The organism is Mesorhizobium sp. Cs1321R2N1 (genome assembly GCF_037179725.1).
In the GTDB taxonomy this organism is placed as follows: Bacteria; Pseudomonadota; Alphaproteobacteria; order Rhizobiales; family Rhizobiaceae; genus Mesorhizobium; species Mesorhizobium salmacidum.
This window is the reverse complement of sequence record NZ_JAPYKP010000009.1, coordinates 38,768-54,895: the sequence shown is the minus strand read 5'-3', so window position 1 is coordinate 54,895 and position 16,128 is coordinate 38,768. Positions and strand designations below refer to the sequence as shown.

General features: G+C 62.1%; 18 protein-coding genes. 6 read left to right on the top strand and 12 right to left on the bottom strand.

Translation table 11 applies throughout. From position 1 onward, the window contains the following. Positions 1–291 precede the first annotated feature (291 nt). From O7A61_RS04540 to O7A61_RS04520, 5 genes are all read left to right on the top strand, one after another. On the top strand, positions 292–591 hold the full coding sequence (locus O7A61_RS04540) for a hypothetical protein (protein ID WP_337128617.1): 300 nt from the start codon (positions 292–294) through the stop codon (positions 589–591). Then, positions 588–1,019, top strand: a complete 432-nt coding sequence (locus O7A61_RS04535) for a type II toxin-antitoxin system VapC family toxin (protein ID WP_337128616.1) — start codon at positions 588–590, stop codon at positions 1,017–1,019. The genes O7A61_RS04540 and O7A61_RS04535 overlap by 4 nt, the downstream gene beginning before the upstream one ends. A gap of 461 nt (positions 1,020–1,480) precedes the next feature. Then, entirely contained in the window at positions 1,481–2,230 is a 750-nt protein-coding gene (locus tag O7A61_RS04530; RefSeq protein WP_337128615.1) for a helix-turn-helix transcriptional regulator, read from the top strand. Between the two features lie 75 nt (positions 2,231–2,305). Further along, a complete protein-coding gene (locus O7A61_RS04525; protein WP_337128613.1) occupies positions 2,306–2,908 on the top strand; it encodes an acyl-homoserine-lactone synthase in 603 nt (200 codons plus the stop codon). A 34-nt stretch (positions 2,909–2,942) separates the two neighbouring features. Then, positions 2,943–3,356 carry a LysR family transcriptional regulator gene (locus O7A61_RS04520; protein WP_337128611.1) on the top strand — a complete coding sequence of 138 codons (414 nt, stop codon included), beginning with the start codon at positions 2,943–2,945 and terminating at the stop codon, positions 3,354–3,356. A gap of 24 nt (positions 3,357–3,380) precedes the next feature. On the opposite strand, the gene O7A61_RS04515 is transcribed toward O7A61_RS04520, so the two are convergent. The 5 genes from O7A61_RS04515 to trbL are packed head-to-tail and all read right to left on the bottom strand — an operon-like array spanning position 3,381 to position 7,951. Beyond that, a complete protein-coding gene (locus O7A61_RS04515) occupies positions 3,381–3,605 on the bottom strand; it encodes a DUF2274 domain-containing protein (protein ID WP_337128609.1) in 225 nt (74 codons plus the stop codon). Continuing rightward, the gene (locus O7A61_RS04510) at positions 3,602–4,813 is read right to left on the bottom strand and encodes a TrbI/VirB10 family protein (protein WP_337128607.1); all 1,212 of its coding nucleotides are present in this window, start codon (positions 4,811–4,813) and stop codon (positions 3,602–3,604) included. Before O7A61_RS04510 ends, O7A61_RS04515 begins: the two co-directional genes overlap by 4 nt. Beyond that, positions 4,810–5,823: a P-type conjugative transfer protein TrbG gene (gene trbG, locus O7A61_RS04505; protein ID WP_337128606.1), complete on the bottom strand. Its 1,014-nt coding sequence runs from the start codon at positions 5,821–5,823 to the stop codon at positions 4,810–4,812. The genes O7A61_RS04510 and trbG overlap by 4 nt, the downstream gene beginning before the upstream one ends. Before the next feature lie 47 nt (positions 5,824–5,870). Beyond that, the gene (gene trbF / locus O7A61_RS04500; protein WP_337128604.1) at positions 5,871–6,557 is read right to left on the bottom strand and encodes a conjugal transfer protein TrbF; all 687 of its coding nucleotides are present in this window, start codon (positions 6,555–6,557) and stop codon (positions 5,871–5,873) included. Beyond that, positions 6,554–7,951, bottom strand: coding sequence for a P-type conjugative transfer protein TrbL (gene trbL, locus O7A61_RS04495; RefSeq protein ID WP_337128602.1), 1,398 nt, complete (start codon positions 7,949–7,951; stop codon positions 6,554–6,556). Before trbL ends, trbF begins: the two co-directional genes overlap by 4 nt. 638 nt (positions 7,952–8,589) lie before the next feature. Here trbL and ltrA point away from each other — a divergent pair. Beyond that, entirely contained in the window at positions 8,590–10,116 is a 1,527-nt protein-coding gene (gene ltrA / locus O7A61_RS04490) for a group II intron reverse transcriptase/maturase (protein WP_337128601.1), read from the top strand. A 128-nt stretch (positions 10,117–10,244) separates the two neighbouring features. Here the strand turns inward: ltrA and trbK-alt are convergent, their stop codons facing one another. From trbK-alt to O7A61_RS04455, 7 genes are all read right to left on the bottom strand, one after another. Continuing rightward, positions 10,245–10,571 (bottom strand): putative entry exclusion protein TrbK-alt, encoded by a 327-nt coding sequence (gene trbK-alt / locus O7A61_RS04485; RefSeq protein ID WP_337128599.1) that lies wholly within the window; start codon positions 10,569–10,571, stop codon positions 10,245–10,247. Positions 10,572–10,582: 11 nt separating this feature from the next. Then, entirely contained in the window at positions 10,583–11,332 is a 750-nt protein-coding gene (trbJ, locus tag O7A61_RS04480) for a P-type conjugative transfer protein TrbJ (protein WP_337128597.1), read from the bottom strand. Next, on the bottom strand, positions 11,329–13,878 hold the full coding sequence (trbE, locus tag O7A61_RS04475) for a conjugal transfer protein TrbE (RefSeq protein ID WP_337128596.1): 2,550 nt from the start codon (positions 13,876–13,878) through the stop codon (positions 11,329–11,331). Before trbE ends, trbJ begins: the two co-directional genes overlap by 4 nt. A 13-nt stretch (positions 13,879–13,891) precedes the next feature. Then, positions 13,892–14,155, bottom strand: coding sequence for a VirB3 family type IV secretion system protein (locus tag O7A61_RS04470; RefSeq protein WP_337128594.1), 264 nt, complete (start codon positions 14,153–14,155; stop codon positions 13,892–13,894). Beyond that, the gene (locus O7A61_RS04465) at positions 14,155–14,433 is read right to left on the bottom strand and encodes a TrbC/VirB2 family protein (RefSeq protein WP_337128647.1); all 279 of its coding nucleotides are present in this window, start codon (positions 14,431–14,433) and stop codon (positions 14,155–14,157) included. Before O7A61_RS04465 ends, O7A61_RS04470 begins: the two co-directional genes overlap by 1 nt. Before the next feature lie 34 nt (positions 14,434–14,467). After that, positions 14,468–15,466: a P-type conjugative transfer ATPase TrbB gene (gene trbB / locus O7A61_RS04460; protein WP_337128592.1), complete on the bottom strand. Its 999-nt coding sequence runs from the start codon at positions 15,464–15,466 to the stop codon at positions 14,468–14,470. Positions 15,467–15,679: 213 nt separating this feature from the next. Next, entirely contained in the window at positions 15,680–16,123 is a 444-nt protein-coding gene (locus tag O7A61_RS04455; RefSeq protein ID WP_337128646.1) for a CopG family transcriptional regulator, read from the bottom strand. Positions 16,124–16,128: the final 5 nt, after the last annotated feature.

Here is a 16,128-nt window from a genome sequence, read left to right as displayed (position 1 = left end):
TGCAAGTCTATTCGGGGCATGTCAGATGCGGTGAAAGCGCCCTGCTGTTTGACAGAGCGGAGTTGTTCACCCACCGCTCGGGAATAGATGCCAGGGTAGCTCACGAACGACAGAACCACGCCATCCGCACAGATCGTGGTGCGATTTTTTGCTTCGGCCCTACGCAGACCAACCTGACGAGCACGTCCGTCTCGTCGCTGCCGTCCGCCGCGTTGCGCCCGCAGTAGCCGCGCCACTCCTTGCTGAAATCCCCGTTTCTGGCTATATTACTGGAAATATCAGAGGTTCACTATGGGAAGTTCACAGAAACGTGCGATCCAACAGTACCGCTCCCGACTTGCCCTGCGCGGCTTAACGCGTTTCGAAGTGCTTGGTCGGGACGCCGATCGCGATCTTATCCGATCGCTTGCCCGGCGCCTGTCGGAGGATACCCCCGAAGCTTCAGAACTTCGCGCGACGGTGAGCAAGTCGATCGCCGGCGAGCCCCCCAAACCTGGCCGAATCCTCGCCGTTTTGCTGCGGTCGCCGCTGGTGGGCGCCGATCTCGATTTTTCGCGGCCCCGCGAAGAAGGGCGCAAGGTCGATCTGTGACGCGCTACCTGCTTGATACCAACATCATCAGTAATGTAGTCAAACCGCAGCCATCGGAATCGCTCATGGCATGGATGTCGTCTCAGCGGGACGATGATCTGTTCATCGCGTCGCTGACGCTTGCGGAGATCCGCCGCGGTGTTTTGGAGAAGCCGCAAGGCAAAAAGCGCGACGCGCTCGACAAGTGGTTCTCGGGGTCTGACGGGCCGCAAGCGCTTTTTGCGAACCGTATCCTCTCGTTCGACGACAAGGCGGCGCTGATCTGGGCCCGACTGATGGCCGAAGGGAGAGCGGCCGGCCAGCCACGCAGCGGGCTCGACATGATCATAGCCGCTGTCGCCGGCGCGAACGAGTGCGTGGTGGTGACGGATAACGAAAAGGACTTTGCAGGACTCGAATTCGTCAATCCGTTACGCGGAGCGGTGTGACCCGTAGGCGGGTTACAGAATGCTCGGAAGGGCAAGATGGCTGGACTCAGATATGGGGGCTGATTCCACATTGGCTGCGGGCTCCTCAGTTTCTCCCGCTTGCGCCACCTGACTGTCGCAGGGCCATACTGCCTGTTGTCGGGGGTTGACTCCGACGAGGCTGGAAGCAACATTCCTGATATACTCGAAGTGAGCATAGGAGAGGCAATCACACGCCATTTCCCAAGGCATCCGGCAGGCGCGCGAGGAAACGGACCGCTCCGCCGGTCGGTCCCAGCTCCGCCGTTGGCATCAAGGCCGCTGTCGACCTTAACCCGAGCAACTCGCTCAACTGATGCAACAAGAATCGAGGAGAGTTGTCGACCAGCACCGGTCGGCCAGCAATGCGGCAGCTTGATGCCTGCAATCCCACCCGAGCCCCAAACCACCCACTACCATCACCATCATGGAAGCAACGCGTTATGGAAGCACCTGCGCTTTGGCGTCGGCACCTCGATGACACGTTCGAGTTTCTCAATCAGATCCGCAACAGTTCAAGCCAGCAGGAAATCTGTCAGCACCTGATTTCCTATGCCGAGCGCTTTGGCGCCAGAAACGTGCTGGCAGGACCGATCCCACCGCCGCGTGCGCTGAGGCGTGAGCAGATTTCCCATGTGCTGCTTGACGCCTGGCCGCAGCAATGGTCGGAGCGCTATTTCTCCAAAGGCTATCTTCATCGCGATCCTACCATTCAGCTTGTAAAGCGTGGGGGCACACCCTTCCGGTGGAGCGAGATTGATCAAGTTTCCCGGGTGTGTTCCTTCGGCCGACAGATCATGGCGGAGGCATCAGAGTTTAATCTGCGTGACGGCTTCACGATTCCGTTCGCGACACTGAACGGGCAACCGGTGGGATTTTCCATTGCAGGGGAGAAGCTCGAGCCGGGTCCTCACGACCGTCTCGCCTTTCAGTTTGTCGCCGCCTGCGCCTTCGGATGCGCGGCCCTTCTTGCGGATGGCAAACAGGCCTCGACACCAGTGCGTCTGTCACCTCGACAACAGGATGTCCTGCGCTGGGTTGCCGAAGGCCTCACCGTGGAGCAGGTCGCTGATCGCCTCAACGTCAGCCGCAACACGGCAGATACGCATCTGCGATTGATGCGCCAGAGGCTCGGCGTGACAAACAACGTGCAGGCCGTCACGACAGCTTTCCGCCTGGGGCTGATCAACTAGCCTCACGCAATCGCGTGATGCCGCATCGGTCCGCGATGAACCATTGGTTGACCTCGAAACTGGAGGACAACCGAGATGCTTCATGTCGTCACGTCGCGCAATGCCGACGAATATCAGGCGGAACTGGATCAGGCGTTCCGCCTTCGCCACAAGGTGTTTGTCGAGGAAAAGGGCTGGACGGACCTGTGGCGTGAAGACGGTCGTGAGGTCGACCGCTTTGACGACAGGCGTGCCGTCCACATGCTCTTCACCGAGCAGGACCGGGTGGTCGGCTATCAGCGCCTGCTGCCATCGACGCGACCTCACCTTCTGTCGGACATTTTGCAGGAGCTGTGCGAAGGCACGCGTCCAGTGGGCGAAAACATCTGGGAATGGTCGCGTTACTGCGTCGAGCCGCAATATCGCGAACGCGGACGGATGCTGAGCCCGGTTGCCAATGCGCTGCTGTCCGGCATCGTCGAGTGGGGCTTGGGTAGCGGGGTGGACACAATCATTATCGAAATGAACCCGCTGTGGCTGCTGCGCCTGGTTCAGTTGCATTTCAAGGTGACGCCGCTGGGACTGCCGAAAATGATCGCCGGGGAAGAGACTGTCGCGGTGACAGCCTGTTTTGATGAACGCACGCTGCAAAGGCTTCGTGAGACACGCAGCCCAGGTAGCAATAGATCCGCTTCGTAAACGCAAGTCACGGTCCGCGCACGGAAGAGGTGCCATGCACCGCGCCATCCAGCTTCTCACGCTTCATTTTGCCACCATCGTCGCCGAGGAGGGCAGCTTCCTCGGCGCATCCCGACGGCTGCGGATTCATCATTCCGCGCTCAGCAGGCGCATAAAAGATCTCGAACTAAGGCTGGGCGTAACTCTGTTCGAACGTCAGCCCGGTGGGGTCAAAGCAACGGCCTCAGGCAAAACTTTCCTGGCCAAAATACGGCGCATCTTGAAAGACCTGGACGACACGCTCCAGGGAATTGAAACAGCCGATCCGGCAAAGGTTGGGGAGCAATCGGTGCGAACGGATCCACCCCTTTGCAACTGCGCGTTCCTCAATGCCGTCGTTGGATCCTTGGGCAAAGATCCCGACGTGACTGATTTCATCGACTTTCTGCGCAGGCATTGCCCGCCCTGATACGCCAGCGGCGTCCGCCCGAAACTAGCTCTCTTTCAGGCTGCGCCGGACCCGGGCGAAGGCCCGATCCGTGGCCATAAACCGCGACACCATGGGCGCGATCAATTTAGCCGGATCTGCAGCCTGGCCGGTGTCGCGGCCGAGGACCTCGGCGTAGGCGACCAGATCGCGATGAACGGTGGCTGGCAATTCGACCGTGATCTTGACCGGCCGATCGTCGGGAATGGCGGAGAGTTTCAGCTTGGTCATGACGGATCCTTCGCTTGACCGTAGGGCTCCAGAACGAGATCGCGATTGACGATGACACGAACTGGAAAACCCGGCCGGATGGTCAGCGTCGGCTGGACGGTAAGCTGGTTGCGCACGACCTGCTGGCCAATATTGGAAGCGGAATCCTGTGCGCTTTCGCGAATGGCCTTGGCGATGTCGCTTTCGTCGTTGCTGGAACCAAGAGACGTCCCTATCCCGAGCAGGGTCGAAAGTGCTGCAGCCCGGAACAGCTGGCCCCAGTGATGGTCGACCTCGTCCTCGAGCCCGGAGAACCCTTCAGTGTCCGCGCCCTGCTGGCGCTCCAGCACGATGGAGGTGCCATTGGGCATGATCAGACGATTCCACACCAGCAGGACGCGCGACTGACCGAAGGCGACCTGGCTGTCGTACTGGCCGATCAGTTTAGCGCCCTGCGGGATGAGCAGGTACGATCCTGTCGGGCTGTCGAAGACATTCTCCGTGACCTGGGCGGTGATCTGGCCGGGAAGATCGGATCGAATACCGGTGAGGAGAGCGGCCGGGATGATCGTTCCGGCCTGGACGACGTAGGGCGAGGCTTTTTCGGCGAGACGATCGGGACTGACGGTGCGGCGGTCGGGCGCTGCATTGACGAAGGCAGTTTTGCGGTCCTGCCCATTTTGCGCTGAGTTCGGCTCAAGCGCGGGCTGTTTGGGCGAGGGCGCGGACCCGGACAAGGCGCCGCCGCCGTCATTTGCGCCAGAACTCTGTCGCGCTGGATTGGCCCGCGCGTTGCTGTCGGTGAATAGCTTCGCCACGCGGGCGGCCTCGATCTCGGCCAGGCGGCGTTGTTCGTCAGGATCGGCAGGCGGTGTGCGGATGTCTGGCACCTGGATCTGTTGTCCGCGCTCTTGCGCGCGCAGGATCGGTCGTCCGAGATCGCCAGGCAAAGCAGGCCCAAGTTTCGGGACACCTGAATAGTCCTTCGGCAGCACCTGCAGTCCGTCGGCAGTGGTGCGATTTTCGGTGGTGAACAGTTCGGATGATTGCTCGTTGCCGCGCCGTCTGGTGTCCAGCGCCCAAATTAGCGTGCCAAGGATCGCAACGCTTGCGACGCCGCCAAGGCCAACGAGCAGCTTGCGCGACAGTCGCGTCACCCTGGCGGGTTCGGGCCGCAGCCGCAGTTCCGCGGCGATATCCGAGTTCGGTGAAGTGGCGGTGTCGCTCATCGAAACAGCCCCACGCTGCGCTGCGGCTTTCTTCCGTCGGTGCGCACGATCCGGACGCGCTTTTCGCTGGTCTTGTCGCCCAGCCTTAGTTCGGCTGCGGCAAACAGCCGGTCGACCACGTAGTAGTTCTGGCGGGCACGGTAGTTGACCAGTTCGGAGCCACCGGACGGACCCACAACGAAGAGCGGCGGCATTTCACCCTGACCGATGCCCGAGGGGAACTCGATGTAGACTTTTGCGCCATCGTCGAAAGCGCGCAGTGGCCTCCAGGGTGCTGGGTCACCTTCGATGCGATAGCGGAAGTTGAGTTCTTGGATGTCGACGCCGGACGCAACAGGCTGAGCGGCGGAAGCCTCCGCGTTCTGGCGCCGAAGCGCAATGATCTGATCCTGCGGATATTGCCATGAAACCGAGGCCATGTACGTCTTCTCGGTCGAGCGCAGCTCGATATGATAGGTGCGCCGGTCGCTGTTGATGACAAGATTGGTCTGGAGATCGGGACGCGTCGGCTTGACGAGAATATGGACCTGAAGCCGGTCCCCTGTTCCGCTCTGCGTATCGCCGATAATCCAGCGCACCGTGTCGCCAGCGGCGACGGGGCCGGAGCCGACAAGCTGCTCGCCGGGCTGCAGGGCGATATCGGTGACCTGTCCGGGCGCGGCATAGATTTGATAGAGCGCCCCCTCGCTCCAGGGGTAGAGCTGGATCGCGTTGATAAAGCCGTCGCGAACGGGCTGCATTCGCGCGGCCTCGTTCGCCTGGCTGATGCGCTGCTTGGGATCGGCCGGCTCGGTCTTTGCCCTACCACTTTCGACCGGCTTCAATTGGCCGGGTAGCGGGAGTGGTTTTGGAAGCTCCACCACCTTCACCGGACCGGGCGGGTCGGCTTTCCGCAGAGCGGGTGCGGCATCATCATAACCGACCTCCGGCGGAATGTATCTTTTCGAGGCGCAACCGACGAGCGCTGTCGCCGACAGCAGCCCTACGGCAAGCAAGCACGTGATCGACATGCTGCGCGCGTTCTGTGGCGCCGGATTCCGTGTTTGTGCCGCACGCATCATGAGAGCTCCTTCGACCAGTTTATGGCGTTGACGTAGACACCGAGCGGATTGGCCTTCAGCCGCTCGGCATCGCGGGGTTGTTGAATGACGATGGTGAGGATGGCGGTCCAACGCTCGGTACTGGCCAGGCTGCCGTTCTCGTAGCGGCGCTCGGTCCAGGCGACACGAAACGAATCCGGCGAGGCACGGATGACGCTGGAGACGTCGATCGCGACCTGGATCTTGCCAACCTTGGCAAAAGGATCGTTCAACCGGGCGTAGTCGTTGAGAGAGACGGCGCCGCGATCCGTCGTGTAGTCGTAGGCGCGCAACCAGTTCTGGCGGACGATGACCGGATCGTCCGCGATGCTTCGCACCTGCTCGATGAAGCGGGCGAGATGCCATGCGATCTGCGGATCGGTTGGCTTGAAGTCGGCCGTGGCCGAGGCGACCACCTGCGCCTCGCCGAACTTGTCGACCTGGACGACCCAGGGAACGACGGAGCCGCGCGCCGACTGCCAGACCAATGCCGCGGCGAAGCCACCGGCGAGCACGAGCGAACCGAAGGCCATCAATCGCCAGTTTTTCGCCTGCACCCGGGCCGAGCCTATGCGCTCATCCCAAGCCTGCGCGGCACGCTGGTAGGGCGTCTCGGGCTGGGGCCTCGTGCCATAACGAACGGAAGGTCGTTTGAAAGGATTCATCGGTGGTCATCCTGATGGAGAGAAACATTCATCGAGCCGCCGCCATGATCGCCGGAGCGGATGGAATGAGCGGCCGTGCTGGCGCCATGGCTGATGGCCTGGCTGCGCTTCATGCGAGTGGCCCATTCCGGCGGAGAGCCGGCTGTGGAGTTCGAAGGGGATGCGGTGGGCGATCCGGCAAAGGAGGAACTGTTTGCGGCGGCGTCGGTACTGCCAACCACGGATTGGCCGCCAGTCGCAGTCCACCCGGCTGAGCGACCCGCTTGATTGCTGCTGCTCAGCCCCGACGCGGCACGCGACATGGCTTGCCTGACCGGTTGAACCGCGGCCCCTACCCCGGCCCGGGCGATACCGCCGAGACCGGCCGCAACTGCAGCGGCGCCGCTCTGTCCTGATGCAGCAGTGGCGAGCCCATAGGCCGTCGATGTACTTCCCGCCACATGAGCGCCGCCTCGCGCCGCGGCAGCCGACATGCGGCCTCCGGTGCCGACGGCACTTGCAGCAGCACTCAGTCCCGCACGCGTGCCCATGTAACCCGCCGCGCCAAGACCGGCGGCGGCGAGGCTGGTGCCGACGGCTGCACCTGCACCGAGTTGCGGAGCGCCGGAGACAAGCCCCGTCGCAATGCCAGGGCCGAAGATCGACAACCCCATCAGGGAAAGCGCGCCGAGCACAAGCGACAATGCATCGGTAATCGTGGGTTGTTCTGCGAAGCCTTGCGTGAACTCGCCAAACAGGCCCGAGCCGATCCCGACGATGACGGCGAGCACGAGGATCTTGACGCCCGAGGCCACGATATTGCCGAGTACCTTTTCGGCGAGGAAAGCCGTCCTGTTGAACAGCGCAAACGGGATCAACACGAAGCCGGCAAGTGTCGTCAGCTTGAACTCGATCAGCGTGACGAAGATCTGCACGGCCAGAATGAAGAAAGCGATGAGCACGATCGCCCAGGCCACCATCAGAACGACGATCTGGACAAAGTTCTCGAAGAAGGAGACGTAGCCCATCAATTGGCTGGCGGCTTCGAGGATCGGATTGCCGGCGTCGATGCCGACCTGCGCGACTCGGCCTGGCTGCAGCAGCGCAGAACCGGAAAGTGTCGACCCTCCCGCCTTCAGGCCGAGCCCCGAAAAGCTCTCGAAGACGATGCCGGCGAGCCGATTGAAGTTGCCGATGATGAAGGCGAAGAAGCCGATATAAAGCGTTTTCTTCACCAACCGATGCAGCACGTCCTCATCAGCGCCCCAGGCCCAGAACAGGCCGGCGAGCGTGATGTCGATGACGATCAGAGTCGAAGTGAGAAAGGCGACCTCGTTTCCGAGCAGGCCGAAGCCGGAATCGATGTAGCGGGTGAAGGTTTCGAGAAACCGGTCAATGACGCCGGTGTCGTTCATGTGCGTTAGGTCCTAATCAAAGAAAGGAGTGCTTTGATTTCATTGTCGTTTCTGATCTCGCGGGGTGAGAGACCCTGCACGTCGTGTGACGCAACATGCGGCGATGAGCGGATGGGTGAGGCAAACCGGGTGCTTCCGGGGAGCCATAAATCAGCAGAACCCATCGAAGCCGGACGGACGGGGACTTCCGATCCCGTAGCCGGTCCGGCCAGCGAGCTTGCCATGGCGAGGGAAACCGAACCGATGGCGGACGCCTCGTCAGACACTGGAACCCGCCAACTCGGAAGTGGGCGGGCCGGCACGTGGTGCGAACCGCGAGCCGGTGGAGCGCTGGTCCTTGCTATGGGCACAGGGACCGGGGGCACGCAGCGTGCTGCGGGCCAGCCTCGATATGGGTTTGCGTGGTATCGAGGCCGGATTCCACACGGGGTACAGTCGGCGCCTAAAGCAGGCGAGAGATCAGTTGCGGAACCTAAGAACCCTCTCATCGCTTCCGACGCTTTCGAACGGTGGATGGCTGAAGCGACCAGCGATCGCGGTGACAGGGGGCGGAGCCTTCGTAGTAGTCCGGGGACGGGAAAGCCGTCCACATGGCGAAGGGAGGCAGTGGATACAGCAAGCAGGCAGGAGGTGGACGTATGTCCGACGTGGTGAATACCTCGTTTGTCCTCGACATGCAGCGCAAGCTCTATCGGTGGAGCAACGAGGACCCCGACAAGGTCTTTGTTGATCTGTTCAATCTCGTATGCGACCGCAGAATCCTGAACGAGGCTTGGCGAAGGCTCGCCCGCAACAGCGGCAGCCAGACACCGGGCACTGACGGGATGACGCGGCGCACAGTCGAACAACGTCCCGGTGGCGCAGCGGCGTTCCTCGAAGAAATCCGAGAGGCGCTCCGCAACGGAAATTATTGCCCGGAACCTGTCAGGCAACGGCTCATCCCGAAGCTCGGCAAACCGGGACAGTTCCGGCCACTCGGCATTCCCACGTTGATCGACCGTCTGGTGCAGATGGCTTTGAAGCTGATCCTGGAACCCATCTTCGAGGCGGACTTCTATCCGACCTCCTACGGGTTCCGGAAAGGACGGAGCACCCATGATGCCCTGGAGCGAATCCAGAGATTCCTTCAACCGACGAAGCGTGGACCTTCGGTCTATCGCTACGCCATAGAGGGTGACATCAAGGGCTGTTTCGACGCCATCGATCACCACGTCATGATGGAGGGAGTGCGACGACGCATCGGCGACCGCAAGGTGCTGAAGCTGATCCTCGCGTTCCTGAAGGCGGGCGTGATGATCGAGGGGACCATTCGTCACCCTGTAACCGGCTCGCCGCAAGGCGGGATCATCTCGCCGATGCTGTCGAATATCTATTTGACGGCCGTCGATGAGCGTTACGGGCGGTGGTCCATGCGCCCCCGTGAGCCAAGTATAAATGCCGCTGCTCGAAGGGTCAAAGACCACAAGAAAGGCAGGCCGGTGTTCTACATGGTGCGATACGCGGACGACTTCGTCGTCCTCGTTGACGGCACGAGGGAGCAGGCGGAAGCGGAAAAGTTCGCGCTGGCTGAGTTCCTGAAAACGGAGCTCCGCATGGAGTTGTCGATGGAAAAGACCCGGATTACCGACGTCGGGGAAGGCTTCGACTTCCTCGGCTACCGGGTGGTGCAGACCAAGGCGCTCCGTACGGGACGTCTGGTTGGCAACCTCTTCATACCGAAGGGCAAGCTGAACGACCTGCGCCACAAGATCAAGGGTATGGTGAAGGGCATTCCCACGGGAAGTGCGCTCGGCCAGCTCATCGACAATCTCAATCCTGTCCTCACGGGGTGGAGGAACTACTACCGATATGCCACCAAGGCTTACCGGGAGTTCAGCCACCTCGACTTCTGGATATGGCAGCGCGTGGGGCGCTGGCTGAGGAAGAAATATCCGAAGGCAACGTGGCCGACGCTGCGACGCCTTCACTTCCACAGCGCTCCGGGAAAGCGAAGGCAATGGACCGACGGGTCCAAACGCCTGCGGTTCCTCTCCGAGGGAGGAACCATGCGTTACCCGGACCAGAGCATAGCGAAACCGAACGGATGGAATTCGGAAGAGGAGCACCGCCAACGCGAAAGCGTGCATGCCTTCTGGAACGCATTCCAATGCCTCAGACATATCTGAGGACCACCCATGGGCGCGCGAGCGCCTGTGCATGGAGAGCCGGATGCTTGGAAACTTGCATGTCCGGTTCGGGAAGAGGGATGGAGAAACTTGTCTCCGAAAGGGGATGGAGCGCTTCATCTCTACTTTCACGGCGTCTTGTCCTCGCCGAGCGAGCGGTCGATCCGGCCGAAGCGGTCGTCGGCCGGCCACGCCGGTTTGTCGCGATTGCTGGGCATGAAGAAGCGGCGCCGGCTTTCTTCCCAAGCCGCTTTGCAGGCAATGTCGCGGGTGGCCTGTTCGCCGAGCGTGCGGCAACGCATGAGCTCACCGACCAGCGGACCGCCATCGGGATCTGCTGGGCGCAGGGTTGGCGGAACGGTGTATTTGTCGTCATGGCGCGAGATGATGGTGACGGCGACCGCCAGTGCGAGCGCCGTCACGCCGATCAAGCGGGCGGTTGTCTTCACGTTCATCGGAGAAAACCTCAGTCGTGGAACATGCGAACCGAGGAGGGGCTATAGGTTTTGCCAACCATGAAGCGGCTGAACTGTTCTCGCGCCTGTTCCTGGGCGGCTGCCTGCCTGGCGCTTTCAAGGGCTGCCGCCCGTCCTTGCGCAGCCATCATCGCGGTGAGGTCGGCGACCTGCCGTGCCTGCACGGCGAGAAGCTGGTTGCCGGCTTGCGTTGCCTGCAGGATGCCGACTGCCGACTGGCTGGCGTCGACCGCCGTGCTCGTCTGCTCCCGCGTCCCTTCGATGTTGCCGACGGCGACAGCTCCAGCCTTCAACGAATGCTCGAATGAAGAAACCGAGGTCTTCCAGCGTTCGCGTGCACCGTCGACGAGCTGCTGGCTGGAGATATCCGAACCGAAATTCTCATAGGTCGACTTGAACTGACTCTCGATGTCCTGGACGCTGTAGGCGAGCTTGTCGGCCTCGCCGAGCAGAGCCTTCATCTCAGAAAAATTGCCTTCGATTTGGCCGAGCAGCGAGATCGGCAGCGAGGTCAGGTTCTTCGCCTGGTTGATCAGCATCTGCGCCTCGTTCTGAAGCGAGGTGACCTGATTCTGGATCTGCTCCAGCGCGCGGGCGGCGGAAAGCACGTTCTCCGCATAATTTCTGGGATCGAAGACGATCAATGCGGATGCGGGCGCGCACGACAGCACGACGTTGATAGCAACAACACTGGTCGCGATCAAATGCCGGACACGGAGACGGTTGCGGACGGAATTCATGACGGAACCTCCTTTGCGGATTGGTCGATGACATTGGTGAGATCGGGAACTAGGTCGGCGGCCCAGTTGAGACCCCGATCGGCAAGCCAGGCCTCGAGGAAATGTTCGCGGCCGCCCTCCGCGATAATCCGATCAATCGCCGCCTGATCAGGCTTCGACGATGCGGCGCACAGCGCCAGCCCGATCGGACCGAGGCCGAGTTCGAACAGCCGGTTGCCGCGCCGCGACTGGCAGTAGTAGTCGCGCTTCGGCGTCGCTCGGGCGACGATCTCGATCTGGCGGTCGTTCAATCCAAAGCGTCGATAGATATCGGTGATCTGCGGCTCGATGGCGCGCTCGTTCGGCAGGAAGAGCCGCGTTGGACAGCTCTCGACAATTGCCGGGGCAATTTTGCTGCCATCGATGTCGGAGAGCGATTGCGTGGCGAAGATGACGGAAGCGTTCTTCTTGCGAAGGGTTTTCAGCCATTCGCGCAGCTGTTCGGCGAAGCCGCCATCGTCGAGCGCAAGCCACCCCTCGTCGATGATCAGCAGCGTTGGCCGTCCATCCATCCGCTGCTCGATGCGATGGAAGAGGTAGGCGAGCACGGCCGGCGCCGCACCCGTGCCGATCAGACCCTCGGTCTCGAAGGCCTGAACGGAGGCTTCGCCGAGACGCTCGTGTTCTGCGTCGAGCAACCGGCCGTAGGGACCGCCGATACAGTAGGGTCGCAGCGCCTGCTTCAATGCCGACGACTGCAGCAGCACCGACAGGCCGGTCAGAGTCCGCTCGTGAATCGGCGCGGAGGCCAACGACGTCAGCGCCGACCACAGATATTCCCTCACCTCCGGCGTGACCGGCACGCCTTCGCGCTGGAGAATGTCGACGAGCCAGTCGGCTGCCCATGCCCGTTCGGGCGTGTGATGAATACCGGCCAGGGGTTGTAGCGAAACGTCTCCGATATAGTCGGACAGGTCAGCCAGCGTGAGCATCGCGAGCGGATCGTCGTGGCCCTCTCCGCTCGACGGGTTGCCGCCGAGATTCTGCCAATCGCCGCCCATGGCGAGCACGGCCGCACGGATCGAGCCGCCGAAATCAAAGGCGAAGATCTGGTTGCCTTCATATCGCCGGAACTGCAGCGCCATCAGCGCCAGCAGCACCGACTTGCCGGCGCCGGTCGGGCCGACGACAAGCGTATGGCCAACGTCGCCGACATGCAGGCTGAACCGAAACGGCGTCGTGCCTTCCGTCCTGGCGAAGAAGAGCGGCGCCGCCCGAAAATGCTCGTCAGTTGCCGGCCCTGCCCAGACCGCCGACAGCGGGATCATGTGGGCGAGATTCAGTGTCGACAGCGGTGGCTGCCGGACGTTGGCATAGACATGGCCTGGAATGCTGCCGAGCCATGCTTCGACGGCGTTGACGCGCTCAACCATGGAGGTGAAGTCGCGGGATTGGATGATTTTTTCGACCAGCCGCAGCTTTTCGTCAGCTATTCCTGCATCGAGATCCCACACCGTCACGGTGGCGGTGACGTAGGCCTGGCCGATCTGGTCAGAGCCGAGTTCCTGCAGGGCGGCATCCGCGTCGGCTGCCTTGTTGGCGGCATCCGTGTCAACCAGGACCGACGCCTCATTGGTCATCACCTCCTTGAGGATGGCCGCGACGGATTTTCTTTTGGCGAACCACTGCCGCCGGATCTTTGTCAGCAGGCGGGTTGCGTCGGTCTTGTCGAGCATGACTGCCCGGGTCGACCAGCGGTATGGGAAGGCAAGTCGGTTGAGTTCATCGAGAATCCCAGGAAAGGTCGCGGTCGGGAAGCCTATGATCGTCAGCGTGCGCAGGTGGGCCTCGCCGAGCCGCGGCTCCAGCCCGCCGGCCAGCGGTTCATCGACCAGCAATGCATCGAGATGCATTGGCGTTTCGGGAACGCGGACGCGATGGCGCCTGGTCGAAATCGTCGAGTGCAGATAGGTCAGCGTGCCGGTGTCATCGAGCCAGTCGACTTCGGGAACGAAACCTTCGATCAGGTTGAGCACACGGTCGGTGCGGTCGACAAAACTCTTCAAAAGCTCCCAAGGATCGACGCCGCTCTTTTCGCGGCCCTCGTAGAGCCAGCTTTCCATGCGGGATGCTTCCTCGGCCGGCGGCAGCCAGACGAAGGTGAGAAAATAGCTGCTCTCGAAGAGCTCACCATGCGACTCGCCACCGCCCCCTTGGGGCGATCCCTGGTCAGCCTCGCCCTCGAACTGTTCACGACGCTCGAGATCCACCAACGCCGACGCACTGTCGGGGAAAAGCGCTTCCGGATAATGTTGCGCTGCAAGCCGGGCGGCTTCGACGAAGATCGCCCAGCCGGAACCGAGACGGCGCAGCGCATTGTTGAGCCGAGCTGTCGTGCCGACCAGTTCGGTCGGCGTTGCACTGTCGAGATCGGGGCCGCGAAACCTGGCAGTCCGCTGGAACGAGCCGTCCTTGTTGAGGACGACTCCCGGCGCCACCAAGGCAGCCCAGGGCAGATAATCGGCGACGTTTTTCGAGCGCTTGCGGTATTCGGCGAGGTTCATCATTGGGAAAAGCCTCTCAGCAGCCGAAATGCGCGGGATATCGAACGTGCCGGCGGACCACGTCGACGAACTGGGCGTCGCGCTTCGCCGCCAGGACGGCCACGAAATGTCCGATTGCCCAAATCCCGATGCCGGCGAGCCAAAGCCGCAGCCCAAGCCCAACCGCGCCGGCCAGCGTTCCGTTGGCGATAGCCACCGCGCGCGGTGCGCCGCCGAGAAGAATCGGTTCAGTGAGCGCCCGGTGGACCGGTGTGAAGAAGCCGCGAACCTCCTCCTCCATCAGATCAGCGCTCCGCCGCCGAACGAGAAGAAGGACAGGAAGAAAGAACTCGCCGCGAAGGCGATCGACAGTCCGAACACGATCTGGATCAGACGCCGAAAGCCGCCCGAGGTGTCGCCAAATGCGAGCGACAGGCCGGTGACGATGATGATGATCACCGCCACGATCTTGGCGACCGGTCCCTCGATCGATTCGAGGATTTGTTGAAGCGGTTGCTCCCACGGCATGGAAGAACCGGCGGCGCGTGCAGGGACAGTCATCGTGGCCCCAATCGCCATAGCCGTGGCAACATGCGGGAGGACCGCACCAACCTTAGGGATAGATGATGAAGTGAAGCGGATCGGGTTCATTCTGAAGCTCCATGGATGGCTCGGGATTTATGGTTGGCTCGGGCCCGATTTTGGCTTCGAGCATGCGGTAATCGCCGGTGGCTGCATCGAGCCCGTCGACGAGCGCGATCTCGACGAGGCGGCGGGCCGAACCGCGGCCGGCAAGCACAACGACAAGATCAATCGTTTCGGCAATGAGTGCGCGCGGGACGGTGACCACAGCTTCCTGTACGAGCTGCTCAAGTCGACGCAGGGCCCCAAGGCCAGTGCTGGCGTGGATAGTCCCAATGCCGCCGGGATGGCCGGTGCCCCAGGCCTTCAGGAGATCGAGGGCTTCCGCGCCGCGTACTTCACCGATCGGGATGCGGTCGGGGCGGAGCCGCAGCGATGACTTCACCAGGTCGGAGAGGGAGGCGACGCCCTCCTTGGTCCGCAGCGCCACAAGATTGGGTGCAGCACATTGCAGCTCGCGCGTATCCTCGATCAGCACAATACGGTCGGAGGTTTTTGCCACCTCTGCCAGCAGCGCGTTGATCAGCGTCGTTTTGCCGGTCGACGTGCCGCCAGCGACCAGCAGGTTTTTTCGCCGTTCGATGGCGAGCCGCAGCACGTCGGCCTGGGCTTCTGTCATGATGCCAGCGGCAACGTAATCGTTGAGCGTGAACACGGCGACGGCCGGCTTGCGGATGGCGAAGGTAGGAGCTGCAACGACCGGCGGCAGCAGACCCTCGAACCGCTCCCCACTATCAGGCAGTTCGGCCGAGACGCGAGGCGCGCCGGGATGCACTTCGGCGCCGACGTGATGGGCAACGAGCCGGATGATCCGCTCGCCATCGGCCGGGCTCAGCATTTCCTCAGTGGCAGACAGGCCTTCTGTCAGCCTGTCGACCCACAGGCGCCCGTCTGGATTCAGCATCACTTCGACGATGCAGGGATCGTCAAGAAACCCGGCTATCGCCGGGCCGAGCGCCGTGCGCAGCATGCGCGCCCCACGCGAGACCGCTTCCCTGCCGGCATTTTGAGTGTCTGCCACGATGGTCCCCATTTCTCGGACGAATTGCTTCGCACCGCTGACGGGGATGATTAGAAGAAGCAGGAATGTGCGCCTTGCAACAAGGAAAACGGCTGGCAGCAATGCGACGTGCAGAGACTTGCAAAATGCGGCACCGATGAGTTCGCCGCCCGCCTCGGCTGCCTAGCCCGTGTGCGACTCAGCGGTGTCCGGCGATGATGGAGCCGCAAAGTCCTCGGCGATCTCCTGCCTGAGCTTTGGTCCTTTGCTCAGCCTGCGCCCGAGCGCATCGATGAAAGCGTCATAACGCTGCCGACCTTTTGCGCGCGCTTCGGGCTGAGCGGCGTCAGGCAAGGCCGGAGTTGAGCTGAGCCAGAAGCGCACGAACAACGCCAGCGTCTCGATTGAGATACCGAGATCGCGTTCGACGCGCTGAACGCGCCGGTCGATCTGGTCGAGCCGCCTTGTGATTGCCGCTTCTTTGCGCTCCTCAGAATCGGGGGAGAGAAAAGAAGCGATGGCCGCTTCGGCGATCAGCGACAGAGACACATCCCTCTTTGCGGCGTAGTCGGCAAGCGCATTCATGACCTCCGGTTCCAGATAGGCTGAGAGACGGCGCTTCTTCATGGAGG